This window comes from Microbacterium oleivorans, assembly GCF_013389665.1.
GTDB lineage: Bacteria > Actinomycetota > Actinomycetes > Actinomycetales > Microbacteriaceae > Microbacterium > Microbacterium oleivorans_C.
The window spans coordinates 2,403,844-2,427,884 of record NZ_CP058316.1 but is presented as its reverse complement, the minus strand read 5'-3'; the positions used below and the strand labels follow the sequence as shown (position 1 = coordinate 2,427,884).

Genomic DNA, 24,041 nt, shown 5'->3' with positions numbered 1-24,041 from the left:
GTCTAGTCGCGGGGCGCGGACGGGCTTCCCGTCGCGACGGGCGCATCGTTGGGGCCGGCGGCGACATCGCCCTCGTCCTCGAGGTCCTCGAGCTCCTTCTCCCACGCGTCCTTGGCGAGGCGGTACCACATGTAGAACGCGAAACCCGCGAACACGGCCCACTCGACGGCGTAGAAGATGTTGAGCCAGTTCACGTTCGACCGCTCGTCGGGCGCCGGCGAATCGATCGCGGTCAGACCCGCCAGCGGCTCGGCCGAGGTCAGATACCCGCGGTACACATCCAGTCCGGCGGTGTCGCTCCACCGGCCGAGGAGGGCTGCGGGCGACATCCGCGTCATCTCCTGCGGGTCGGCGCCCCGGGCGGGCGCGGCCGGCCCCTCGTCGGAGATGATGCGTCCCGTGAGCGAGACGTCGCGGGGCGCATCGGCGTCGAGCGCGGCTGCCGCACTCTCCGCCTCGGTCAGCTCGGCCGTCCAGCCGACCGCGACGGCCAGCGACGTCGGAGCCGCAGAGCGGGCATCGGCGGGGTCGACCCGCAGCTGGCCGGTCACCCAGTAGCCCTCGACGCCCTGATCGAAGCGCGACGAGACGATGTCGAAGTCACCCGGCACGAACGACCCCCGCACCTCGATGCGCTGGCCGACGAGCGGCTCCGGCAGGTACTCCCCCGGTGAGGCGACATCGGCGAGCGGGCGCACCTGCTCGGTCTGCCCGGGCGCCGGCGGCGAGGTGTCGACCGCTCGCGAGAGCTGCCACTGCCCGAGCCACGCGAACACCGCCGCCACGAGCAACGCGAAGGCGAGCATCCCGAGCCACCAGGGCCGGAGCATGACCTCGCGCAGCGTCGGCGCGAAGGCCGAGGCCGACGCGGCCGGGGGTGCGGAGCGGGTCGAGCTCATGTCACCGCACGCTGTAGGGCGCGACCACGACCTCCACGCGCTGGAACTCCTTGAGATCGGAGTAGCCGGTGGTCGCCATCGACTTCTTGAGCGCCCCGATCAGGTTGGCGGTCCCGTCGGCCACCGGTGCCGGACCGTAGAGCACTTCCTCGAGCGGGGCGACCTGCTCGACAGCCACGCGGTGACCGCGCGGCAGCTGGGCGTGGTGCGCTTCAGGACCCCAGTGGAAACCATGGCCGGGAGCATCGGTGGCACGGGCGAGCGCGACGCCGAGCATGACGGCATCCGCCCCCATGGCGAGCGCCTTGACGATGTCGCCCGAGGTGCCCACGCCGCCGTCGGCGATGACGTGCACGTAGCGGCCGCCGGACTCGTCGAGGTAGTCGCGACGGGCGCCGGCGACGTCGGCCACCGCCGTCGCCATGGGCGCGTGGACGCCGAGGGTGACCCGCGTCGTGGACGCCGCGCCACCGCCGAAGCCGACGAGGACGCCAGCGGCACCGGTGCGCATGAGGTGCAGCGCCGCGGTGTAGGTCGAGGCGCCGCCGACGATCACGGGGACATCGAGGTCGTAGATGAACTTCTTGAGGTTCAGCGGCTCGTCGACGCTCGAGACGTGCTCCGCCGAGACGGTGGTGCCGCGGATGACGAAGAGGTCGACGCCGGCGGCGACGACGGTCTCGTAGAGCTCCTGGGTGCGCTGCGGCGTCAGCGAACCGGCGACGGTCACGCCGGCGGCTCGGATCTCGGCGAGGCGGTCGCGCACCAGCTCGGGCTTGATCGGCTCGGCGTAGAGCTCTTGCATCCGGCGCGTCGCCGACGCATCGGGCAGAGCGGAGATCTCGGCCAGCAGCGGCTCGGGGTCGTCGTACCGGGTCCACAGCCCTTCGAGGTCGAGCACGCCGAGCCCGCCGAGCTGCCCGAGCATGATGGCCGTGCGCGGGCTGATCACGGAGTCCATCGGAGCGCCCAGCACCGGGATGGAGAACTGGAACGCGTCGATCGACCAGGCGGTCGACACGTCCTCGGTGTTGCGGGTGCGCCGCGAGGGCACGACCGCGATGTCGTCGAACGCGTAGGCCCGACGGGCGCGCTTGGCGCGGCCGAGCTCGATCTCCATGGTCACCCCCTCAGCCTACCGGCCGCCCCGGACGCGACATCCGGAACGGCCGCCCTCTCACCGCGCACGGACGACACGTCGCTCGTCCCAGACCGCCTCGTCGGACTCGTAGACCCGCCCGTCGCCGCCGAAGACGACGAACCGATCGAACGAGCGCGCGAACCATCGGTCGTGCGTCACCGCCAGGACGGTCCCCCTCGAATGCGGCGAGCGCCCGCTCTAGCGCCTCCGGTGCGTCTGGGCGAACCAGCCGGGGACGACACGCGCGCCGAGCGTCGCCCTCCCGGCGTGCGCGACGGGCTCGAGGGCGGCGCCGACCGCGGTGACGTGCCCGAGAAGGGAGTCCGGGGCCGATCCGCCCGCGGCGAGGAGGCGGAGGAAGTGCGACTTCCCCGAACCGTTCGAGCCGAGCACCGCGACGCGGTCGCCGAACCACACCTCGAGGTCGAACGGTCGCATGAGCCCGGTGAGCTCCAGTCCGTCGGCGACGACCGCTCGTTTGCCCGTGCGCGAGCCGCGCAGTCGCAGCTCGAGGTTCTGTTGCGGCGGACGTTCCTCGGGCGGCCCGGCATCCTCGAAGCGGCGCAGCCGCGTCTGAGCCGCCCGGTAGCGGGAGGCGAACTCGTCGCTGGCCGCGGCCTTCGCCTTCATGTCGGCGACGAACCTCTTCAGCTTCGCGTGCTCCTCGTCCCAGCGCCGACGCAGCTCGTCGAGGCGGGCCATCCGATCGTCGCGGGCGCGGTGGTAGGTCTCGAAGCCCCCACCGTGGACCCACGCCGTGCTGCCCGCCGCCCCCGCCTCGAGGGTGACGATCCGATCGGCGGCGCGTGCGAGCAGCTCGCGGTCGTGCGAGACGAGGAGGACCGTCTTCGCCGTCTCGCGCAGACGCTCCTCGAGCCACCGCTTGCCCGGGACATCGAGATAGTTGTCGGGTTCGTCGAGCAGCAGCACCTCGTCGGGACCGCGCAGCAGCGCTTCGAGCGCCAGCCGCTTCTGCTCTCCCCCCGACAGCGTCGTCAGCTCGCGGTAGCGCGCCCGCTCGAACGGGATGCCGAGGGCCGCGGTCGTGCAGGTGTCCCAGACGGTCTCGTACTCGTAGCCGCCGGCATCGGCGTAGTCGGCGATCGCGGCGGCGTAGCGCATCTGCGTGTCGAGCTCGTCGGAGGCGATCACGGCGTTCTCGGCGTCGTCGAGCTCGCGCGCGGCTCGGCGGACCCGCTCGGGCGCGACCGAGATCAGCAGGTCGTGCACGGTGTCGTCGGCACCGCCGTGTCCGACGAACTGGTCCATCACCCCGAGACCGCCGTCGATCTGCACGACGCCGCCGTGCGCCGCGGCATCCCCGCGGACGATACGCAGCAGGGTCGTCTTGCCCGCGCCGTTCTGGCCGATCAGCGCTGTGGTCGAGCCCGCGGAGACGCGGAACGCGACCTCGTCGAGCAACGGTCTGCCGTCGGGGAGGGTGAACGAGACACCCAGGATGTCGAGCGATCCCATGGTGGACCGGGCCTTTCCGCTCCGCTGCGGAGCCGACCAGGCTATCGCACCGCGGTGCGGCATGACGCCCGGGTTCGGCGGGACGGACGAAGCTCGGAGGATCGCGCGGGAGTCGGATGCCGCGGGCGGATGAGTCCGAAGATGACGCGTTCGTCCGACGACGACCCTGGCGCACGGGGTGGGTGGGAGGCTGGCCGCATGACTCGCATCGTGATCGTCGGGGCCGGCGTGATGGGCCTCGCCACCGCGTGGGCGCTGACCCGGCGCGGTGAGCGGCCGCTCGTGCTCGAGCGCTTCGGACGCGGACACGCGCACGGGGCGTCGCACGGCGAGACGCGTAACTTCAACGACGCCTACGCCGAGGCGCACTACCTCGATCTGCTGCAGCGGGCACAGGAGGGCTGGGACGCGCTCGGCGAGGTGGGCGGCGAACCGCTCCTGCGGCGGCACGGGCTCGTCACCCACGGCGGCGCCGGACTCGAGACGATCGCGCGAGGACTGCACGACCGCGGCATCCCGACCCTGATGCTGTCGGGAGCCGAGGCGCGAGCGCAGTGGCCGGGCATGCGCTTCGAAGCCGACGTGCTGTACTCGCCGGGCGCCGGCGTCGTGCGGGCGTCGGCAGCGCTGCTCGAGCTGGAGCGACGGGTGCTGGCAGCGGGCGGCGAGGTGCGGTGGGGCGCGCCGGTGGCGGGGCTCGACGACCTCGGCGAGCGCGGCGCGCGCGTGCGGCTCGCGAGCGGGGGCGAGATCGAGGCGGACGTCGTCGTCGCGACGGTGGGCGCGTGGACCGAGGGTCTGCTCGCCGGCATCCGCATGCCCCGCTTGACGGTGACCGAGGAGACTCCGGCGCACTTCGCGCCGACGATCGGTCCGTGGCCCTCGTTCAACCATCGGATCGACCCGGGACGCTATCCGGCCCCGGTCTACGGCATGCCGACGCCGGGCGAGGGGGTGAAGGTCGGCTTCCACCGCGTCGGCGACGTTGTCGATCCGGACGAGCGCCCGCACCGCGTCACGCATCACGACGCACTGGCCGAGTACGTGCGCGAATGGATGCCGGGGCTCGACCCGGACTCGGCGGTGCACCTGTCGTGCACCTACACCTCGACCGACGACGGCGCGTTCGTGCTCGATCGCGTCGGCTCGGTCGTGGTGGGCGCCGGCTTCTCGGGCCACGGGTTCAAGTTCGCCCCGGGCGTCGGCGCGACGCTCGGGGCGCTCGCGCTCGACCCGGCCGCGCGTGCGGCTGCGCCGTTCCGGCTGATGGCCGCCTGATCGGGCCGCGGACTGATCGGGCCGCGGGCACGTGCGAGACACCAGCTTCGGACGATGTCGCGGAATTCGGACCGATCAGCTCGATCCCTCCGACTTTCGGGGTCCTCTCCGACTTTCGGGGTCCTCTCCGATGTCCGCGCGGGCATGCCGGGCTCAGGGCCGGAGGTGGAGCCGTTGGGCGAGGGCGCGCTGGAGTGTCCACTCCACGCCGGCCCGCTCATGCACCAGCTGCCGATAGGTGAACCGCAGCACCGTGTAGCCGCGCAGCCGCAGTTCGGCGTCATGCGCGACATCCGCCGTGCGCTGCGCGCTCGAGGAGTGGAAGGCGAACCCGTCGACCTGCAGGACGAGCCGGTCACCGACGAGTGCGTCGACGAAGCGACCCGCGATCTTCGCCTGCTGCACGACGGGGAGGCCGCGCTCGCGCAGTGGCGCGAACAGGATCGTCTCGAGGCCCGAATCGGCCAGCCCCGTCACGGCGGAGGCGAGCTCGCGCGCCGCAACAGATGTCCACGGCACGGCCTGGAGGGTCTCGGGCGCGAGCGCCTCGACACGGGCAGCCGACTCCCAAACCACGAGTGCGTCGTTCCACGACAGGCACTGGGCGATGTGGCCGAGCGCGTCCTCGATTCCGGCTTCGAGATCGGTCCGGGCCACGGGGCACAGGGGCCGGGTCCAGTGCGTCGCCGTCGCGGCGTCGAGTCCGGTCGTCGACGCATGCGGCACGAGGTGTACGTGATGCTGCGCCGGGATGCCGTCCGGCATCCACCACCCGCGCCGCCGCGCGAGCGAGACGCAGGTCAGCCTTCCGCCGGCGGATGCCGCGGCGAGCAGATCGCCGGGAGCGGCGCCGGACACGCACCAGGCGCGGCGAACCATCCGCAGCTCTCCTCCGGCGACCGACTCGCGGAGCACGCCTACCGGGAATCCCGCAGCCAACACCGCGCTGCGATGCGCGATGCCGCCGGCGGCATCCACCCAAGCGGTGACATCGGATGAGGCGGGACGGCGCGGCATCCCGTCATCCTGGCGTCGATACCGCGCCGCGCGGCATCCCACCCCCGAACCCGGGACAGCCACCCGTCCCGGGCGCTCTGGGGAGGAGCCGGGGTCGGACGTCGGGGAATACGACGAAAGTCGGACGATCCGGGGGGATCGGTCCGACCTTCGTCAGAAACTCCGCTGCTCGCGGGTCAGCGCTTGTAGTTGGGCGCCTCCACGACGATCTGCACGTCGTGGGGGTGCGACTCCTTGAGCCCGGCAGAGGTGATGCGCACGAACTTGCCGCGTGCCTTGAGCTCGTCGACGGTGCGGGCACCGACGTAGAACATGGACTGACGCAGGCCGCCGATGAGCTGGTAGGCCACAGCCGACACCGGGCCGCGATACGCGACCTGGCCCTCGATACCCTCGGGGATGAGCTTGTCGTCGCTGGGTACGTCGGCCTGGAAGTAGCGGTCCTTCGAATACGACGTCTTCTTGCCGCGCGTCTGCAGCGCACCGAGCGACCCCATGCCGCGGTACTGCTTGAACTGCTTGCCGCCCTGGAACACGATCTCGCCCGGCGACTCGTCGGTTCCTGCGAGCAGCGAGCCCAGCATGACCGAGTCGGCACCCGCTACCAGGGCCTTGGCGATGTCGCCCGAGTACTGCAGGCCGCCGTCGGCGATGATCGGGATGCCGGCTTCGCGCGCGGCCAGCGACGCCTCGTAGATCGCGGTGACCTGCGGCACGCCGACACCGGCGACGACGCGCGTGGTGCAGATCGAGCCCGGACCGACGCCGACCTTGACGGCATCCACGCCGGCGTCGATGAGCGCCTGCGCGCCCTCGCGGGTGGCGACGTTGCCGCCGATGACGTCGATGTGCTCGAAGGATGCGTCGGACTTGAGGCGGCGGACCATGTCGATCACGCCCGCGGACTGACCGTTCGCGGTGTCGACGACGATGACGTCGACACCGGCGTCGCGGAGGGCCTCGGCACGCTGCCATGCGTCGCCGAAGAATCCGATCGCCGCGCCGACGCGCAGCCGGCCCTGATCGTCCTTCGTGGCCAGGGGGTACTTCTCGCTCTTGTCGAAGTCCTTGATGGTGATGAGACCGGCGAGCTTGCCGTCGTCGTCGATCAGCGGCAGCTTCTCGACGCGGTGCTGCGCGAACAGGGCGATCACCTCGTTGGCACCGATGCCGACGCGGCCCGTGACGAGGTTCTCGCGGGTCATGACGTCGCGCACCTTCGTGGTCTGGCGCTCGAAGCCCGAGACGAAGCGCATGTCGCGGTTGGTCACGATGCCGAGCAGGTGGCCCTCGTCGTCGATGACCGGCAGTCCCGAGATGCGGTACTGGCCGCAGAGGGCATCGACCTCGTCGATCGTGGCGTCGGGGGTGGTGGTGATCGGATCGGTGATCATGCCCGACTCGCTGCGCTTGACCCGGTCGACCATGGAGGCCTGATCCTCGATCGAGAGGTTGCGGTGGATGATGCCGAGCCCGCCCTCCCGGGCGATCGCGATGGCCAGTCGCGACTCCGTCACCGTGTCCATCGCTGCGGACAGCAGCGGCGTGGCCACCGTGATGCGGCGCGTCACCCGTGACGAGGTGTCGGCCTCGGAGGGGATGACGTCGGTATGCCCCGGAAGCAGGAGGACGTCGTCGTACGTGAGGCCGACGAATCCGAACGGGTCGTTGTAGTCACTCATGCGCGCTCCCTTGAAAGTCTCAACGATTCTAAGCGCCGCGAGCGCCGCGGAATTCCCGGCTCGCGGTCACGAAACCGACACACCGCGATCGAAGTTGCGCACCGGTAACACGCAGGCAACAATCGGCGCATACGTTCAGGTGTCGCCGAAGCCACCGAACCGGTACCTCTCGGCGCGTTCGACCACTTATCTCAGGAGGTGCCAGTGGCGATCACTTCGATGACGCGCGCTGCTCGTCGCCCGAGGCGCATGTTCTCGACGTTGATCGCCGGCCTCCTGGCCGCCGTGGCGTTCCTGGGCATCGCCTCTCCCGCAATGGCCGCTGGCGACGATTCCGAGTCGTTGCCCTTCACGATCGCCGGCAACGTCCGCACCGGCGGCGAACCGGTCGAGGGGGTGACCATCACCGTCACCGGCGGCGACTTCGAGGCCGAGGGCGAGACGGGTGAGAACGGCAGCTTCGCGATCGGCGTCCCCACGAAGGACGTCGCCTACACGGTCGAGCTCGTCGAGGACAGCCTCCCCTCGGGTGTGAGCGTGCCGGATGGCTTCGAATCGACCATCGAGGTCGAGTTCGGGGCGACGAGCACCATCACCCGCAACTTCACCCTCGAGGCCGCCGAGCGCCAGACCACGAGCTTCGTCGACCAGCTCATCTCGCGGACGGTCAACGGATTGAACTTCGGTCTGATGCTCGCCCTCGCCGCCATCGGCCTCTCGCTCGTGTTCGGCACCACCGGGCTGTCGAACTTCGCGCACGGCGAGATGGTGACTTTCGGAGCGCTGGCCGCACTGCTCTTCTCCGCCGGCCTCAGCCTGCCGATCTGGGTGGCCATTCCCCTGGCGGTGGGCGTCTCGGCGTTGTTCGGGCTCACGATGGATGCCGGACTGTGGCGGCCGCTGCGCCGCCGGGGCCTCGGCACCGTCCAGCTGATGATCGTCTCGATCGGACTCTCGCTGGCCCTGCGCTACGTCTTCCAGATGTTCGTCGGCGGCGGGACGGCCCAGCTGCCGGGCGGCTCGACCACCGTGATCGCCGGTCTCGGACCGGTGCGGCTGACCGTGACCGACCTGGTCAGCATGGGCGTCTCCCTCGCCGTGATCGGCGTGTTCGCCTGGTGGCTGATGCGCACGCGCATCGGCCGGGCCACGCGCGCCGTGTCTGACAACCCCTCGCTGGCGGCCGCCAGCGGCATCGACGTCGACGCGGTGGTCCGGGTCGTCTGGGTCGTCGCCGCTGCACTGGCCGGCCTGTCGGGCGTGCTCTGGGCGTACTTCCGACCCGGCATCAAGTGGGACATGGGAACCAGCATCCTGTTGCTCATCTTCGCCGCGGTCACCCTCGGCGGACTGGGCACGGCCTTCGGCGCCCTGCTCGGCTCCATCATCGTCGGGCTCCTCGTCGAGGTCTCGACGCTGTGGATCCCGTCCGACCTCAAGTACGTCGGCGCGCTGGTCGTGCTGATCGTCATCCTGCTGTTCCGCCCGCAGGGTCTCCTCGGGCGCCGAGAGCGAATCGGATAGGCATCGTGAACTTCCTCCAGATCCTCAGCAACACCGCGGCGCAGATCCTCGCGCCGGCCACGCTCGGCTACGTGCTCGCGGCGATCGGCCTCTCGGTGCACTTCGGCTTCGCCGGGCTGCTCAACATGGGCGTCGCCGGCTTCATGGCGATCGGCGCGTACGGCTTCGCGATCTCCATCCTGACGTTCGGACTGGCGTGGCCTGTCGCCGCGCTGATCGGGCTCATCGCCGCCGTCGTGTTCGCCCTCGTGATGGGCATCCCCACGCTGCGGCTGCGCGGCGACTACCTCGCGATCGTCACGATCGCGGCCGCCGAGGTGCTGCGGCTGCTCTTCCTCACCTCGGCCTTCCGCAACCAGACCGGATCGGCCGACGGCCTCTCCGGCTTCCAGGCCGGATTCCGGGCGAGCAACCCGCTCCCTCCCGGGCGCTGGGGCTTCGGCCCGTGGACCTATCAGTCCGACCAGTGGTGGGTCATCATCGTCGGCGTGATCGCGATCGCGATCGTGGTGACGCTGGTGTGGCTGCTGATGCGCAGCCCCTGGGGCCGCGTCATCCGCGGCATCCGTGAGGACGAGGATGCCGTGCGCTCGCTCGGCAAGAACGTCTTCGCGTTCAAGATGCAGGCGCTCATCGTCGGCGGTGTCATCATCGCCGCCGGCGGCATCGTCACGGCGATGGGCACCAACGTCAACCCGAACGTGTACGTCACCTCGCAGACGTTCTACGTCTGGACCGCCCTGCTGCTCGGCGGCGCCGCGACCATCTTCGGCCCGGTGCTGGGCGCGGTGCTGTTCTGGGTGGTGCGCGCGTTCCTGTCGAACCTGCTGCCCGCGCTCGTCAACATCGGATGGCTGCCGTTCCTGACCACCGAGCAGAGCCAGATGCTCGTGTTCGTCCTGGTCGGCGCCGCGCTCATGCTGCTGGTGATCTTCCGCCCGCAGGGCATCCTCGGAAGCAAGAAGGAGCTGACCTTTGTCCGCTGATGTCGTACCCCCCACGCCGCGCCCGAAGGCGACCGGTCTTCACCACGACGACGGCAGCGGCGAGATCCGCCCCGGCGTCGCGAAAGTCGACCCGATCATCGTCGCCGACGGCGTCAAGCGCGTCTTCGGCGGCCTGACCGCCGTCGACGTCGAGCACCTCGAGATCCCCCGGGGCGCGATCACCGCGCTCATCGGGCCGAACGGCGCCGGCAAGACCACGCTGTTCAACCTGCTGACCGGGTTCGACAAGCCCAACGCGGGGTCGTGGTCGTTCGACGGCACCAACCTCGCCGGGATCCCCGCGTACAAGACCGCCCGTATGGGACAGGTGCGCACGTTCCAGCTGACGAAGTCGCTCGGGCTCCTCACGGTGCTCGAGAACATGAAGCTCGGAGCCCCCAAGCAGACCGGCGAGGGCATCTTCGCCGGCATCCTGCCCTTCCTGTGGCGCAAGCAGGAGAACGAGATCGATGAGAAGGCCCGCGGCCTGCTGGCCCGCTTCAAGCTCGACGCCAAGGAGAAGGACTTCGCCGCGTCGCTCTCGGGCGGTCAGCGCAAGCTCCTCGAGATGGCCCGCGCCCTGATGAGCGACCCGGTGCTCGTCATGCTCGACGAGCCGATGGCGGGTGTGAACCCCGCGCTCACGCAGTCGCTCCTCGACCACATCCTGGATCTGAAGGACCTCGGGATGACGGTCGTGTTCGTCGAGCACGACATGCACATGGTGCGCCACATCGCCGACTGGGTCGTCGTCATGGCCGAGGGTCGGGTCGTCGCCGAGGGCCCGCCCGAGAGCGTGATGCAGAACCCCGCGGTGATCGACGCCTACCTGGGCGCCCACCAGGACGTCGACCTCGGCGTCGTCACCGGCCGCCATGCCGGTGAGCTACCGCCCGAGGCGGAGGATCTCGTCGAGAGCGTGAACGAGCTGGACCACGCGATCGACGAGGCGCCCGTGGCGGCTGCGGACGGCCCGACCTCGGGTGCTTCCGTCGACCAGAAGGCAGAGGACCAGAAGTGACCGATTACGTCGTCGAGCTCGCGGATGTGCACGCCGGGTATCTGCCCGGGGTCAACATCCTCAACGGCGCGAACCTCACCGCCGCGAAGGGCGAGCTCGTCGGGATCATCGGCCCGAACGGAGCCGGCAAGTCGACGATGCTCAAGGCCATCTTCGGCCAGGTCAAGGTGCGCTCGGGGTCGGTCAAGCTCAACGGGGACGAGATCACCGGGCTGCGGGCGAACAAGCTCGTCTCCAAGGGCGTGGGCTTCGTGCCGCAGACCAACAACGTCTTCCCGAGCCTGACGATCGCCGAGAACCTGCAGATGGGCGGCTATCAGCGTCCCAAGGCCGTCGCCGAGCGCACCGACTTCGTCACCTCGATCTTCCCCGACCTCGCCAAACGCCTGCAGCAGCGGGCGGGCTCGCTGTCGGGCGGTGAGCGCCAGATGGTCGCGATGGGCCGCGCGCTCATGATGGACCCCTACGTGCTCCTCCTCGACGAGCCGTCCGCGGGCCTGTCGCCCTCGCGTCAGGACGAGGCGTTCCTGCGCGTCTCGGAGATCAACAAGGCCGGCGTGACCACCATCATGGTCGAGCAGAACGCCCGCCGGTGCCTACAGATCTGCGACCGCGGCTATGTGCTCGACCAGGGCCGCGATGCCTACACCGGCACCGGGCGCGAGCTGCTGAACGACCCCAAGGTCATCGGCCTGTACCTGGGTACCCTCGGCACCTGAGCCCGGGCGGCGCGGGCTGTTTGCTGAGCGGCCTGTGTGCCGAGCCGGCGTCCTGGCCACCCGGGCCGCATGTCGAGCGTGGCCGCATTCGCCTGGCACCCGCCGCCGCGATCCTTCGAGGATGCGGGCGGCGGGCGCCAGGCGAATGCGCTGTTGCGGCACCTCCCTGGCGGGGGGCTCCTCCCCGGGCGGGGACTCATCCCCGGGCGGGGACTCATCCCCGGGGCGGAGCGCGAGACGGGTGTCCACGGATCGCGCGCGTGTGCACCGAGACGGAGGGCGGTCGGTCGACGCTCGGAGCATGTCCCGGCCACCTGCACCTCTGCCGAGCGCCCTCGGCGGCGAGTTCTCGTGCTCCGCCGCATCCGCGATCGGGATCTCAGCGAAACGGATGCGGGCACGCGACCTCGAGACACCGTTCCGCGGCGTGCGGCGCCGCGTTCCTCCCGCCGGCGACGGTGCCGCCACCGATGCCGCCGACCACACGCCGCTCGCCGCGGACCGGGCCCTCGAACGCCGAGTCCGCGCGGACGCTCGTGCCTATGCGCTGATCATGGGGCCGGGCTCCTTCTTCTGCGGCCGAACGGCGGCAGTGCTGTTCGGCATCGGCATCGGCCACGGTGACGAGCTCGAGGTCGGCGTGATCGCGCCGGCGCGCGCGCCGCGCCGGCGCGGCATCCGGGGCCGGCAGTGGGCCCCGAGCCATGTCGAGGTCACCGAGGTCGCGGGCCTGCGGGTCTCGACGCCGGCGTCGACGTGGGCGATGCTGGCGCGGGAGTCCGACGTCGCTGAGTTGGTGCGTGCGGGGGACGGATTCGTCCGCGTGCCGCGCGGTCCCGGCAGGCACCCGATGCCCCTCGACCGGCTGGCTACGCCGGAGGAGCTGGCCTCCGCCGCATCCGCGGGCAGGCGGGTCGGCGCCGCCAGGCTCGCTGAAGCGCTGACGCTCATCCGCGTCGGCTCGATGTCGCCACTCGAGACCGACTGCCGCCTCGTCCTGACGGCCGCCGGGCTGCCCGAGCCCGTGCTGGACGTCGAGATCCGCGATCGCGCCGGAAGGCTGGTCGGTATCGCGGACGCCGCGTGGCCCGACTACCGCGTCCTCGCCGAAGTCGAGGGCGACCACCACCGCACCTCGCGCCGGCAATGGGTACGCGACATCGAGAGGCACGCGGCACTCACCGCTCTCGGGTTCGACGTGGTCCGGCTGACCTCCGCGCACATCAGGCATCCGCGACCCGCCGCAGTCTCTCTGGTCGGCGACGCGCTGCGCCGCCGAGGCTGGTCGCCGCAAGCCTGAGCGTCTCACCTGATCCTCCGGGCGCTCACCTGGCAGCTCGTGCCCCCGCTCCCTCGGGACAGCGGCGCCACCTGCCAACCCAAGCCACACAGGACCCAACCCACTGCATCCAACCTGGCAGCTCATGCCCCCTCCCCCACGGGACAGCGGCGCCACCTGCCAACCCGACCCGCGCCCACCCCAGCCCCGGGGCAAAAAGGTGGGCCCCGGTCCGAAGACCGGGGCCCACCCTGTGTGTGACGAGATCAGCCCACGCGGACGAACTCGTAGTTGTTGTCGTCGCCGTACTCGAAGACACCGATGGATGCCTCGGTCGGGTCGCCCACCTCGTTGAAGGTGATCGGACCCGAGACACCGTCGTAGTCGGCGGCCTCACCGGCGATGATCAGGTCGGCGCACTCCGCGAACGTCGTGCACTTCGTGCCGTCGCCGGCACCACCCGAGACAGCCTGCAGGTTCGCCGCGACGTCCGGGCCAGCCGTGGATCCCGCCTGCAGCGCCGCGAGGGCGAGCAGGACGACGGCATCGTACGACTCCGGTGCGTAGGTGTAGTCCTGCAGCTCGGCGTTGCCGGCGCCCGTCCAGAACGCCTGGAGCTCGTCGCGGAACGACGAGATCGACGCGGGGTCGACCGCCGGGTAGGTGCCCTTGGCACCGGCGAGCGTGCCCGCCTCGAAGTCCTCGCTGAAGTTCGCGAGGTTGCCGTCGACGAAGTACAGCTTGTCGGCTGCGAAGTCGGCTCCGATGAGCTCGGGGATGATCGTCTTGACCTCCTCGAACGTGATCAGCGCGATCGCGTCGGGGCCAGCGGCCAGAACGTCCTCGACCTGAGCCGAGAAGTTCGTGTCACCGGTGTTGTACAGCGAGGTCGCGACGACCTCACCGCCGGCGGCCTCGAAGGCGGCCTTGGTGAAGCAGGCGAGGCCCGTGCCGTACGAGTCGTTGAGCACGATCATGCCGAGCGTCTCGTTGCCGTCGGCACCGATGAGGTTTCCGAGCACCTCGCCCTGGAGGACGTCGGAGGGAGCGGTGCGCCAGTAGAGGCCCTTGTCCTCGTAGCCGGTGAACGCCGCCGAGGTGTTGGCCGGGGAGAACTGGACGGCGCCGGCCGCGATCACCTGGTCGATGAACTGCAGCGACGTGCCCGAGGACGCCGCACCCACGATCGCCGTGGCGCCCTCGCCCAGCAGACGCGGGATCTCCGTCTCGTACGCCTTGTTGTCGGTGTCGCCCGAGTCGCCCTGCTTCAGGTCGATGGTGATGCCCTTGGCGGCCGCGTTGATCTGCGACGCGGCGAACTCGGTCGCCGAGATCTCGGGCGGGCCGAGGAAGGCGAGGTTACCGGTCTGCGGCAGCGCCGTGCCGATCGTGTAGGTGAGGTCGGTGCCGGGGCCGGTCGAGGTCGAGCTGTACTCGGGCGTGTAGGACGCGGGCTCGGCAGCGGCGCAGTCGATCGGGAAGTCGGCCGCCGCCGAATCGCCGCCGCCGGCGTCACCCGAGGCTGCGGGTTCGCTGCCTCCGGCACATCCGGCGAGGACGAGGGCACTCGCGCCGATCACGGCGATACCGCCGAGGACCTTCGCAGTGCGGGAACGGGTGAGAACGCCCATTGTGCTCCTTGATGAGTGGGAACGCGCGGCCGAAGCCCCGCGAGGTTGGGTCAAACCTAGTGGCGGCGCCGCACCGGGGATGTTGCGATGTGTTAACGGTCTGTTACGCGACCGAATCGTTACCTACGGGCCCGACTGTTCCGCGTCGCGGCGCGGATGGTACCGGTGCCACACCGCCCCTCGCCGCCCCGGGTCGGGGCGCCTGCGACGGACCGAGGTCAGACGACCGGAGCGACGTCGGCAGGGCCGCCCCGCCGCGGTCGGCGACCAGCGCGCAACGAGTCCAGGCTCAGCACGACGAGGGCGAGCCACACGAGGCCGAAGCCGATCCAGCGCTCGATCGGCATCGGCTCACCGAGGATCCAGGCGCCGGTGATGAACTGCAGGATCGGCGCGGCGAACTGCAGCAGACCGATGACCGTCAGGCTGCTGCGCCGCGCGCCCGCGGCGAAGAAGAGCAGGGGCGTCGCGGTGACCACGCCGGCCAGCAGGACCAGGAGGGTGTGTCCGCCGCTGACCGAGCCGAGCACCAGTCCGCCGGTGACGGCGACCACGATGGCCTGCACGATCGCGATGGGCGCGAGCCAGAGCGACTCGAGCGTCAGCCCGCTGACCGCGTCGACCGACGGCCCGATCTGCTTCTTGACGAGGCCGTAGGCGCCGAAGCTCGCGGCGAGCGTGAGCGCGATCCAGGGGAAGTCGCCGTAACCGACCACGATGACGCCCACCGCCACGACGGCGATGCCGATCGCGACCCACTGCGCCGTGCGCAGCCGCTCCTTCAGCACGAGGACGCCCAGCAGCACGGTCACGATCGGGTTGATGAAGTAGCCGAGGCTGCCCTCGATGACATGACCGGTGAGGGTGCTGATCAGGAAGACCTGCCAGTTGACGTAGATGAGGATGCCGGCGACGATCGTCCACAGCACGAGCCGGGGCGTGCGCAGGATGGCGATCAGCTTGGGCCACGCCCGCAGAACCGTGAGCAGCACGGCGCAGAAGACGAGCGAGAACAGGATGCGCCACGACACGACCTCGAACGGGCCCATCGGCGCCAGCACCAGGAAGTACAGGGGCATGAAGCCCCAGAGGACGTAGGCCGCGAAGGCGTAGACACCACCGAGCGTCCGTTCGCGGGCCGGGTCGAGGGGTGTCACGGGCCAAGCCTAGTTCGGTCGTGACATGCCCGCGGTCCGCGCGACTGCCAACGATCGCCGCTCCCCTGCCACGACCCGCCCACCGGGAACGACGAAGGCCCGGGTGCGGAGCACCCGGGCCTTCGGAAGAGCGTCGCGTCAGCGAACGACGACGGCGAGCACGTCGCGCGCCGAGAGCACGAGGAACTCGTCGGCACCGAACTTGACCTCGGTCCCGCCGTACTTGCTGTAGATCACCCGGTCGCCGACGGCGACGTCGAGCGGAACACGGTTGCCGTTGTCATCGATGCGGCCGGGGCCCACGGCCACGACCTCGCCCTCCTGGGGCTTCTCCTTGGCGGTGTCGGGGATGACCAGACCACTCGCGGTGGTCTGCTCGGCCTCGACCTGCTTGATGACGATGCGGTCCTCGAGCGGCTTGATGGAAACCGACACGGTCTACCTCTTTCTTCGACAAGACTGGTTGGCAATCTCACCCTGAGAGTGCCAAGTCCGAGTGTAGAGCGACGTTGGCACTCACGCAACGCGAGTGCCAATCCGATGCGGGGTCGGGGCGTAGGCTGGCCGAGTGGATCACGCCGAGCTCGCCGCGCTGCTGACCCCCGAAGGGCTGCGGCTGGTCGACTCGCTGCAGATCACCTCCACCGCCGACGCCGCTGCCGCCGTCTCGCGGCTGCGGCGCGAGGGGCTCTCGCCCGATCTCGTCTCCGCCGCCGTCGGACAGGCTCGACTTCGCGAACGTGCGATCCAGAAGTTCGGTCCCTTCTCGTCGCGGATGCTGTTCACCCGCGCGGGTCTCGAGCAGGCCACGCGACTCGCCGTCGCCGCACGCCACGCCGGGCGTTTCCGGGACGCCGGCGTCCGCCGCGTGGCGGACCTCGGCTGCGGCATCGGCGGCGACGCGCTGGGTTTCGCCGGCATCGGGCTCGAGGTGCTGGCCGTCGACGCCGACGAGACGACCGCGGCGATCGCCGCCTACAACCTCGCCCCGTTCGGCGATGCAGCGCAGGTGCGCCACGGCCTCGCCGAGGAGACGGCGCTCGACGAGGTCGATGCGGTATGGCTCGACCCTGCTCGTCGCACGGCCGGGCACGGCGAGACACGGCGCGTGACGGCATCCGCCTACACGCCCTCACTCCCCTGGGCGTTCGATCTGGCCCGTCGGCTGCCGACGGGGATCAAGCTCGGTCCCGCGTTCGATCGCGAGGACCTCCCCGGCGATGTCGAGGCCCAGTGGATCAGCGCCGACGGCTCGACGATCGAGCTCGTCCTCTGGTCGGGGTCCCTCGCCCGGGAGGGTGTGGGACGCGCCGCGCTGGTGCTGCGCGGCGACAGCGCGGCCGAACTCACCGCGACGGGCGACAGCCCCGACGCCGAACCCCGACCGCTCGGCGCCTACCTGCACGAGCCGGACGGCGCGGTCATCCGAGCACGGCTGATCGGCGAGGTCGCTCGATCCCTCGACGCCGGCATGCTCGAGGGGGGCACCGCGTATATGACCTCGGACGACGGGCGACGGAGTCCGTTCGCCACCACCTTCCGTGTGCGCGAGGTGCTGCCTCTGAAGACCCGCGACATCGACGCGGTGCTGCGCCGCGAGGGCATCGGGACCCTGGAGATCAAGAAGCGGGGCGTCGACATCGATCCCGCGCAGTTCCGCAGGAAGCTCGCACTGTCGGGCGGTGCCGCCGCGACCCTCTTCCTCACCCGTGTGGGCGAACGGCGCGTGGCCGTGCTCGCCGACCGTCTGCACTGAGCCGCAGCACGCGCTCAGCCGCCGATGAGCCCCGCACGGAACGCGCCCCACGTCAGCCACCCGGCGCTGTAGACGAGCGAGAGCGCTCCGAGCGCCAACGCCCAGCCCCCGACCAGCCGGCTCTCCCACGGGCGGCGGAGCGAGAGGACGGCCAGCACGACGGCGGCGATGCCGAGCGGGAACGCCCACCCGACGAGGAGCGAGAGGGCCAGCCCGACGACGGCCAGGGCGAGGGCCCATCCCCCCGACCGCGGCAGCACCTCGGGCTCGGGAGCCCACTCCACCCGGGGGCGTGCCGGCTCGGTCATCCGTGCACCTGGATCTCGGTGACCGGCAAGGTCGAATCGGCTCCGAAGCCGAGGGTCGACGGCGCCGCCCCCGACGCGATCAGCTCGGCGGCGAGCGCGGCGATCATCGCGCCGTTGTCGGTGCACAGGCTCAGCGGCGGGATGCGCACCGCGACCCCCGCCGCAGCGGCGCGCTCGAGTGCGACCTCGCGCAGACGCCGGTTGGCGATGACCCCGCCGCCGAGGAGGAGCCGCGGGACCCCGTGCTGCGCGCAGGCGTCGAGCGCCTTCGTGACGAGGACGTCGACCACCGCCTCGCGGAACGAGGCCGCGACGTCGGCGACGGGCACCGGGTCACCGGCCGCCTCGCGCTGTTCGATCCAGCGCGCGACGGCGGTCTTGAGTCCCGAGAACGAGAAGTCGTATCGATGCGCGGCGAGGTCGGAGGCTCGGGAGAGCCCCCGCGGGAAGCGGATCGCACCCGGGTCGCCGGTGGCAGCGGCGCGGTCGATCTCCGGGCCGCCCGGGTAGGGAAGACCGAGGATGCGGGCGATCTTGTCGAAGGCCTCGCCGGCGGCGTCGTCCATCGTCTCGCCCAGCATCTCGACGTCCGAGACGAGGTCGCGCACGAGCAGGAGCGAGGTGTGTCCGCCGCTGACGAGCAGGGCGACGGTGGGGTACTCCACGTCGTCGCCGGTGAGGATGTCGGCGGCGATATGCCCGACGAGGTGGTTCACGGCGTAGAGCGGCTTGTCGAGGGAGACGGCCAGCGACTTGGCGGCGCCGATGCCGACCATCAGGGCGCCCGCGAGCCCCGGGCCGCTCGTGACGGCGACGGCATCGAGGTCGGCGAGGGTGACGCCGGCCTCGGCGACCGCGGCCTCGATGGCGGGCTGAAGAGCCTCCAGGTGGGCGCGGGCCGCCACCTCGGGCACCACACCGCCGTAGCGGGCGTGCTCGGCCATCGAGCTGGCGATCGTGTTCGACAACAGGGTGCGCCCCCGGACGATTCCGATGCCGGTCTCGTCGCAGCTCGTCTCGATCCCCAGGACGAGGGGCTCGGCGCGGTGGTCGACGCGCGTCATCGGTCGGCCTCCCCGGCACGTTCGGAGCCCGGGCCGCCGGCGGGCGACGCGAGACGCAGCTGCATGATGATCGCATCGACGTCGTCGGGCTGGTAGTAGCGGGGACGCCGGGCGATCTCGACGAAGCCCTCCGAGAGGTACAGGCGCTGGGCGACGGGATTGTCGGCGCGCACCTCGAGGAACACCTCGCGCGCACCCCGATGGCGGGCCTCGTCGAGCAGCGCGCGCAGCAGGCCCCGGCCGCGTCCGGTGCCGCGGGATCCGGGGGCGAGCGCGATCGTCTGGATGTCGGCGTCGTCCGCTCCGCGCGCGGCACGCACCCCGCCGTACCCGATGACACGGCCGTCGTCGTCGTCGACGAGGTAGCGACCGTGCGGCGAGGCGAGCTCCGCCGCCATGGCGGTGCGACTCCAGGCGTCGGTCGGGAAGGACTCCTGCTCGAGCGTCATGATCGCGTCGAGGTCGTCGCGGGTCGCCGCGCGCAGCGTCACGTCCCCACCTTCTTCGGCCCGGCGGGCACCGTCACGTCGGGGGCCCGGAGATACAGCGGCTCGATCGCCGACACGTCGGCCGTGCCCGCGCGCAGGCGCGACGCGGCGATGCGGGCCAGCGCGACCGCGCTGATCCCGGTCGTCTCCGGCAGCCGAGCAGCGGGGAAGCCGAGCGGGTCGACGGTGTCGGCCGACGCGCGGAGAACCAGGCGGGGCTCGGCGACGCGGACAGGCGCGCCGTCCTCGACGCGGTAGACCGACACGGCCAGCTCACGCCGGCGCGCATCGGTGACGATCGCGAAGTGCTCCCCCTCGACGGCCGCACCGACGCCGTCCTCGTCGCCCGTCGGGTGCGTCCGTTCGAGGGCGGCGGCGTCGTGGCTCGCGACGGCGACGACGGGGATGCCGCGCCCGAGCGCGAACGCCCGCGCCGCGGCGATCCCGACGCGCAGTCCGGTGAACGGCCCCGGTCCCATCCCGGCCGCGACAGCGGTGATGTCAGCGGCACGGATCCCGGCCTGCGAGAGGGCACGCGCGAGCAGGTCGCCGATCACCTCGGCGTGACCTCGCGCGTCGCCGCTGACGGCCTCGGCGCGTACGGCCCCGGCCGGGTCGACGATCGCGACGGCCGTGCCGATCGAGGTGTCGATGCCCAGAATCACGTGATCCAGGGTAGTCGGCCCCGGCGCCGGCGCGTCCCTGTCAGGGGCGACGGCTGACCGTGACGATGCGGGGAGCGGCATCGGCCATCTCGGCCGCCGCGGGGCCGCTCGTGCCGCAGGCGTTGTCGAGGCCCGTTCCGCTCCAGCCGCGTTCGAGCTCGATCTCCCACCAGCTCTCGCGCAGTCCGTCGACCATGCCGCGCCCCCATTCGACGATCGTCACCGAGGCGTCGAGGTCGAGGTCGAGGTCCGACAGCTCCGCCGCGGACCCGAGCCGGTAGGCGTCGACGTGAACGAGCGGGGGGCCGTCGACGAGCGAGGGGTGGGTGCGGGCGATGACGAACGTCGGACTCTGGATCGGCCCGCGCACGCCGAGGCCCGCCCCGATTCCGCGGGTCAGCGTGGTCTTACCCGCCCCGAGGGGCCCGGTCAGCACCAGGAGGTCGCCGGCGCGCAGCCGCTCTCCGATCTCGCGACCCCACGCCTCCATGTCGCCGGCGGAGGTCACCTCGCGCTGACCCAGGTACTCGTCCAGTGAGCTCATGATCCGTCTCCCGTCGCCTCGTCCGTGACCGTGATGCGTCGCACGCGCGGCCCGACCCGCGTGACGATCTCGTAATCGATCGTGTCGGCGGCATCCGCCCATTCCGCGGCGCTCGGCGCGCCCAGGGTCGGGTCGCCGAACAGGACCACCTCGTCGCCCACCGACACCTCCGCGTCCCCCACGTCGACCACGAACTGGTCCATCGCGATACGACCCGCCACGGTGAACCGGCCTCCGCCGATCACGACGGGGCCGCGGCCCGATGCCTGCCGCGGGACGCCGTCGGCGTAGCCGATCGGCACGAGGGCGAGCGTCGTCTCGGCGGCCGCTCGGTGGGTGTAGCCGTAGGAGACGCCCTGTCCCGCGGGAACGCGTCGGACGGCGGCGACGGTGCTGCGCAGTGTCATCGCCGGGCGCAGCCCCAGGTCGGCCGAGGTGCGGTCCGGCGTCGGCGAGAGCCCGTACACGGCGATGCCCAGCCGCACGCAGTCCAGTCGCGACTCCGGAAGGGCGAGCGCCGCGTGGGAGGCGGCGATGTGGCGCAGCCGCGGCGAGACCCCGACCGCTGCCGCATCGGCCACGGCCTCGTGGAACCGCGCGAGCGCGGCACGGTCGTCGTCGATGCTCGTGTTGGAGAGATGACTGAAGACACCCACGACACGGATCCGGCCGATGCGCTCGAGCCGGGCCGCCTCGGCGCACACCCGACGCCATTCGCGCGGCTCGACACCGTTGCGGCCGAGACCCGTCTCGACCTTCAGATGCACTCCCACCGGGCTCTCCCCCGTCGCGGCCGCGGCGGCCGCCTCGAGCTGCGCGAAGCTCGAGATCCCGAGCTCGACGCGGTGGGCGGCCGCGGCGCGGAAGTCGGCGTCGGGGGCGTGCAGCCAAGCGACCACGGGGGCGGTGATGCCCGCCGCGCGCAGCGCGAGCGCCTCGTCGATGTCGGCGACGCCGAGGCGCGCGGCCCCGCCGGCCAGGGCCGCCTCGGCGGCGCGCACCGCGCCGTGCCCGTAGCCGTCGGCCTTGACCACGGCGATGACCTCGGTCTGCACGAGGCGACGCAGATGCCGGACGTTGTGCTCGATCGCGGCGACGTCGATGAGCGCTCGGCGCATGCTCGCGTGCGTCGATCCGCTCATGCGGACGCCTCGGCGATCACGTAGGCGGTGGCGATGTTCGCGTCGTGCGAGAGCGACAGGTGCAGCGCCGCGACACCCCGCGCCGCCACGGTGCGGGCGGTGTCGCCGGTGAGCGCGAAGACCGGGCGGCCGGATGCCTCGGACGCCACCTCGATGTCGACCCAGTGCACGCCCTCCGAGCCGCCGAGCGCCTTGATCAGCGCCTCCTTGGCGGCATAGCGCGCCGCGAGCGAGCGCGGCTTGAGCGTCCGTTCGGCGGGCGAGAAGAGCCGCTCGAGCAGGCGCGGCGTGCGCTCCAGCGAGCGCTCGAAACGCGGCACGTCGACCAGATCGACGCCGATGCCGACGATCACGGCATCCCCTCTCGCCCCGACGGGCTCACTCGACCGTGACCGACTTCGCCAGGTTGCGCGGCTGGTCGACGTCGAGCCCCTTGGCCGTCGCGAGCCCCATCGCGAAGATATGGAGCGGGACCACGGCCAGCAGCGGCTCGAACAGCGGCTCGGCGAGCGGGATGCGCAGCACCTCGTCGGCGAACGGCAGCACGGCGGCGTCGCCCTCCTCGGCGACCGCGATGATGCGGGCGCCGCGGGCGCGGATCTCCTGGATGTTGGAGACGACCTTGGCGTGCAGCAGCGGCGAGCTGCTGGGCGACGGCACCATGACGAACACCGGCTGACCGGGCTCGATGAGCGCGATCGGACCGTGCTTGAGCTCGCCCGCCGCGAAGCCCTCGGCGTGGATGTACGAGATCTCCTTGAGCTTGAGGGCTCCCTCGAGGGCGATCGGGTAGCCGACGTGACGGCCGAGGAAGATCACCGAGCGGGTGTCGGCCATCCAGTGGGCGAACTGCTCGATGTGCTCCTGCTCGGTGGCGAGGACACGCGCGATCTTCTCGGGCACCGCCTCGAGCTGGCGCACCTGGTCGGCGATCGTCTCGGGCGTCAGGCTGCCGCGCACCCGCCCGATGTGGAGGGCGAGCAGGTAGAGCGCGGTGATCTGCGCGACGAACGCCTTCGTCGAGGCGACGGCGACCTCGGGACCGGCGTGCGTGTAGACGATCGCGTCGGACTCGCGCGGGATGGTCGCGCCCTGCGTGTTGCAGATCGACAGCGTGCGCGCACCGGCCTCGCGGGCGAACTTCACCGCCATGAGCGTGTCCATCGTCTCGCCGGACTGGCTGATCGAGACCACGAGCGTCCGCTCGCCGATCACGGGGTCGCGGTAGCGGAACTCGTGCGCGAGCTCGACGTCCACCGGCACCCGCGCCCACTGCTCGAGGGCGTACTTGCCCACCATCCCGGCGTAGGCCGCGGTGCCGCACGCGATGACGACGATGCGGTCGATGCCGGTGAAGATCTCATCCAGCCCGTCGAGCTCGGGGATCTCGACGAGCCCGTCGTGGACCCGGCCGCGGATGGTGTTGGCGACGGCCTCGGGTTCCTCCGAGACCTCCTTGGCCATGAACGAGGACCAGCCGCCCTTGTCCGCGGCCGCGGCGTCCCAGACGACCTCGAACGGCTCGACGTCGACCGCGTCGCCGGAGAAGTCGGTGACGGTGACCTCCTGCGGCGTGATCGCGACGATCTCGTCCTGCCCGATCGCCAGTGCGTGGCGGGTGTGCTCGACGAAGGCGGCGACGTCGGAGCCGAGGAAGTTCTCGCCGTCGCCGAGACCGATCACCAGCGGTGAGTTGCGGCGCGCACCGACGACGAGGCCGGGCTGGTCGCGGTGGAGGGCCAGCAGCGTGAAGGCGCCTTCGAGACGCGACACGGTGGCCCGGAAGGCCTGCACCAGGTCGCCGGTCGCCGCGTACTCGCGGCCGAGCAGCACGGCGGCGACCTCGGTGTCGGTCTCGCTGCGGAACGTGTGTCCCTCGGCGACGAGCTCGGACTTCAGCTCGGCGAAGTTCTCGATGATCCCGTTGTGGATGACGGCGAGCTTGTCGTCGTCGGCCAGGTGGGGGTGCGCGTTGAGGTCGGTGGGGCCGCCGTGCGTTGCCCAGCGCGTGTGGCCGATGCCGGTCGTGCCGTCGGCGAGCGGGTGCGCCGCGAGATCGTCCCGCAGCACCTGCAGCTTGCCGGCGCGCTTGCGGGTGCCGAGCACCCCCTCGCCGTCGATGACGGCGATGCCGGCGGAGTCGTAGCCGCGATACTCGAGGCGGGCCAACCCCGAGATGAGGATGTCCTGCGAGGGCCGGGGGCCCACGTAGCCGATGATTCCGCACATGGGCTCCATCCTAGATCGCGCGAGCCGCGCGGCCC

At 71.3% G+C, this 24,041-nt stretch carries 22 protein-coding genes and 1 pseudogene; 7 read left to right on the top strand and 16 right to left on the bottom strand.

All coding sequences use genetic code 11. From position 1 onward, the window contains the following. Nucleotides 1-2: 2 nt before the first annotated feature. From HW566_RS11525 to HW566_RS11515, 3 genes and pseudogenes are all read right to left on the bottom strand, one after another. Nucleotides 3-830 carry an SURF1 family cytochrome oxidase biogenesis protein gene (locus HW566_RS11525; RefSeq protein ID WP_178014901.1) on the bottom strand — a complete coding sequence of 276 codons (828 nt, stop codon included), beginning with the start codon at nt 828-830 and terminating at the stop codon, nt 3-5. Nucleotides 831-900: 70 nt separating this feature from the next. Further along, nucleotides 901-2,019, bottom strand: a complete 1,119-nt coding sequence (locus HW566_RS11520) for a GuaB3 family IMP dehydrogenase-related protein (RefSeq protein ID WP_178014899.1) — start codon at nt 2,017-2,019, stop codon at nt 901-903. A gap of 57 nt (nt 2,020-2,076) precedes the next feature. Then, nucleotides 2,077-3,516 (bottom strand): annotated as a pseudogene (locus HW566_RS11515) (ATP-binding cassette domain-containing protein). 198 nt (nt 3,517-3,714) lie between these two features. On the opposite strand from HW566_RS11515, the gene HW566_RS11510 reads away from it, so the two are divergent. Then, nucleotides 3,715-4,794 (top strand): FAD-dependent oxidoreductase, encoded by a 1,080-nt coding sequence (locus HW566_RS11510; RefSeq protein ID WP_178013029.1) that lies wholly within the window; start codon nt 3,715-3,717, stop codon nt 4,792-4,794. 153 nt (nt 4,795-4,947) lie between these two features. On the opposite strand, the gene HW566_RS11505 is transcribed toward HW566_RS11510, so the two are convergent. Both HW566_RS11505 and guaB read right to left on the bottom strand, forming a co-directional pair. Continuing rightward, nucleotides 4,948-5,811 (bottom strand): endonuclease domain-containing protein, encoded by an 864-nt coding sequence (locus HW566_RS11505; RefSeq protein ID WP_178013027.1) that lies wholly within the window; start codon nt 5,809-5,811, stop codon nt 4,948-4,950. Between the two features lie 176 nt (nt 5,812-5,987). Further along, nucleotides 5,988-7,493 (bottom strand): IMP dehydrogenase, encoded by a 1,506-nt coding sequence (guaB, locus tag HW566_RS11500; RefSeq protein WP_178013025.1) that lies wholly within the window; start codon nt 7,491-7,493, stop codon nt 5,988-5,990. 249 nt (nt 7,494-7,742) lie between these two features. On the opposite strand from guaB, the gene HW566_RS11495 reads away from it, so the two are divergent. The 5 genes from HW566_RS11495 (at nt 7,743) to HW566_RS11475 (ending at nt 13,043) form a co-directional block, all read left to right on the top strand. Continuing rightward, nucleotides 7,743-9,017, top strand: a complete 1,275-nt coding sequence (locus HW566_RS11495; RefSeq protein WP_178013023.1) for a branched-chain amino acid ABC transporter permease — start codon at nt 7,743-7,745, stop codon at nt 9,015-9,017. Between the two features lie 5 nt (nt 9,018-9,022). Beyond that, entirely contained in the window at nt 9,023-10,003 is a 981-nt protein-coding gene (locus HW566_RS11490; protein ID WP_178013021.1) for a branched-chain amino acid ABC transporter permease, read from the top strand. Further along, nucleotides 9,993-11,024: an ABC transporter ATP-binding protein gene (locus HW566_RS11485; protein ID WP_178013019.1), complete on the top strand. Its 1,032-nt coding sequence runs from the start codon at nt 9,993-9,995 to the stop codon at nt 11,022-11,024. Before HW566_RS11490 ends, HW566_RS11485 begins: the two co-directional genes overlap by 11 nt. Beyond that, on the top strand, nt 11,021-11,743 hold the full coding sequence (locus HW566_RS11480; protein WP_178013017.1) for an ABC transporter ATP-binding protein: 723 nt from the start codon (nt 11,021-11,023) through the stop codon (nt 11,741-11,743). The genes HW566_RS11485 and HW566_RS11480 overlap by 4 nt, the downstream gene beginning before the upstream one ends. A 301-nt stretch (nt 11,744-12,044) precedes the next feature. Beyond that, entirely contained in the window at nt 12,045-13,043 is a 999-nt protein-coding gene (locus HW566_RS11475; protein WP_178013015.1) for a hypothetical protein, read from the top strand. A gap of 245 nt (nt 13,044-13,288) precedes the next feature. Here HW566_RS11475 and HW566_RS11470 read toward each other — a convergent pair whose 3' ends face one another. From HW566_RS11470 to groES, 3 genes are all read right to left on the bottom strand, one after another. Beyond that, nucleotides 13,289-14,653, bottom strand: coding sequence for an ABC transporter substrate-binding protein (locus tag HW566_RS11470; RefSeq protein WP_178013013.1), 1,365 nt, complete (start codon nt 14,651-14,653; stop codon nt 13,289-13,291). Between the two features lie 218 nt (nt 14,654-14,871). Next, entirely contained in the window at nt 14,872-15,810 is a 939-nt protein-coding gene (rarD, locus tag HW566_RS11465; protein ID WP_178013011.1) for an EamA family transporter RarD, read from the bottom strand. Between the two features lie 138 nt (nt 15,811-15,948). After that, nucleotides 15,949-16,245: a co-chaperone GroES gene (gene groES / locus HW566_RS11460; RefSeq protein WP_023954390.1), complete on the bottom strand. Its 297-nt coding sequence runs from the start codon at nt 16,243-16,245 to the stop codon at nt 15,949-15,951. A gap of 133 nt (nt 16,246-16,378) precedes the next feature. Between groES and HW566_RS11455 the strand changes: the two genes are divergently transcribed. Continuing rightward, entirely contained in the window at nt 16,379-17,566 is a 1,188-nt protein-coding gene (locus HW566_RS11455) for a class I SAM-dependent methyltransferase (RefSeq protein ID WP_178013009.1), read from the top strand. A 14-nt stretch (nt 17,567-17,580) separates the two neighbouring features. Here the strand turns inward: HW566_RS11455 and HW566_RS11450 are convergent, their stop codons facing one another. Genes HW566_RS11450 through glmS form a run of 8 tightly spaced genes read right to left on the bottom strand, consistent with a single transcriptional unit; the run spans nt 17,581 to nt 24,006 of the window. Then, complete coding sequence (locus HW566_RS11450) at nt 17,581-17,874, bottom strand: hypothetical protein (protein ID WP_178013007.1); 294 nt, start codon at nt 17,872-17,874, stop codon at nt 17,581-17,583. Further along, on the bottom strand, nt 17,871-18,938 hold the full coding sequence (gene tsaD / locus HW566_RS11445; protein ID WP_178013005.1) for a tRNA (adenosine(37)-N6)-threonylcarbamoyltransferase complex transferase subunit TsaD: 1,068 nt from the start codon (nt 18,936-18,938) through the stop codon (nt 17,871-17,873). The genes HW566_RS11450 and tsaD overlap by 4 nt, the downstream gene beginning before the upstream one ends. Next, nucleotides 18,935-19,429, bottom strand: coding sequence for a ribosomal protein S18-alanine N-acetyltransferase (gene rimI / locus HW566_RS11440; RefSeq protein WP_178013003.1), 495 nt, complete (start codon nt 19,427-19,429; stop codon nt 18,935-18,937). The genes tsaD and rimI overlap by 4 nt, the downstream gene beginning before the upstream one ends. After that, a complete protein-coding gene (gene tsaB, locus HW566_RS11435) occupies nt 19,426-20,091 on the bottom strand; it encodes a tRNA (adenosine(37)-N6)-threonylcarbamoyltransferase complex dimerization subunit type 1 TsaB (RefSeq protein WP_178013002.1) in 666 nt (221 codons plus the stop codon). The genes rimI and tsaB overlap by 4 nt, the downstream gene beginning before the upstream one ends. Before the next feature lie 40 nt (nt 20,092-20,131). After that, a complete protein-coding gene (gene tsaE, locus HW566_RS11430) occupies nt 20,132-20,635 on the bottom strand; it encodes a tRNA (adenosine(37)-N6)-threonylcarbamoyltransferase complex ATPase subunit type 1 TsaE (RefSeq protein ID WP_178013000.1) in 504 nt (167 codons plus the stop codon). Then, on the bottom strand, nt 20,632-21,777 hold the full coding sequence (gene alr, locus HW566_RS11425; RefSeq protein WP_178012998.1) for an alanine racemase: 1,146 nt from the start codon (nt 21,775-21,777) through the stop codon (nt 20,632-20,634). The genes tsaE and alr overlap by 4 nt, the downstream gene beginning before the upstream one ends. Further along, on the bottom strand, nt 21,774-22,130 hold the full coding sequence (locus HW566_RS11420; RefSeq protein WP_178012996.1) for a holo-ACP synthase: 357 nt from the start codon (nt 22,128-22,130) through the stop codon (nt 21,774-21,776). Before HW566_RS11420 ends, alr begins: the two co-directional genes overlap by 4 nt. 25 nt (nt 22,131-22,155) lie before the next feature. Next, nucleotides 22,156-24,006, bottom strand: coding sequence for a glutamine--fructose-6-phosphate transaminase (isomerizing) (gene glmS / locus HW566_RS11415; protein WP_178012994.1), 1,851 nt, complete (start codon nt 24,004-24,006; stop codon nt 22,156-22,158). Nucleotides 24,007-24,041: the final 35 nt, after the last annotated feature.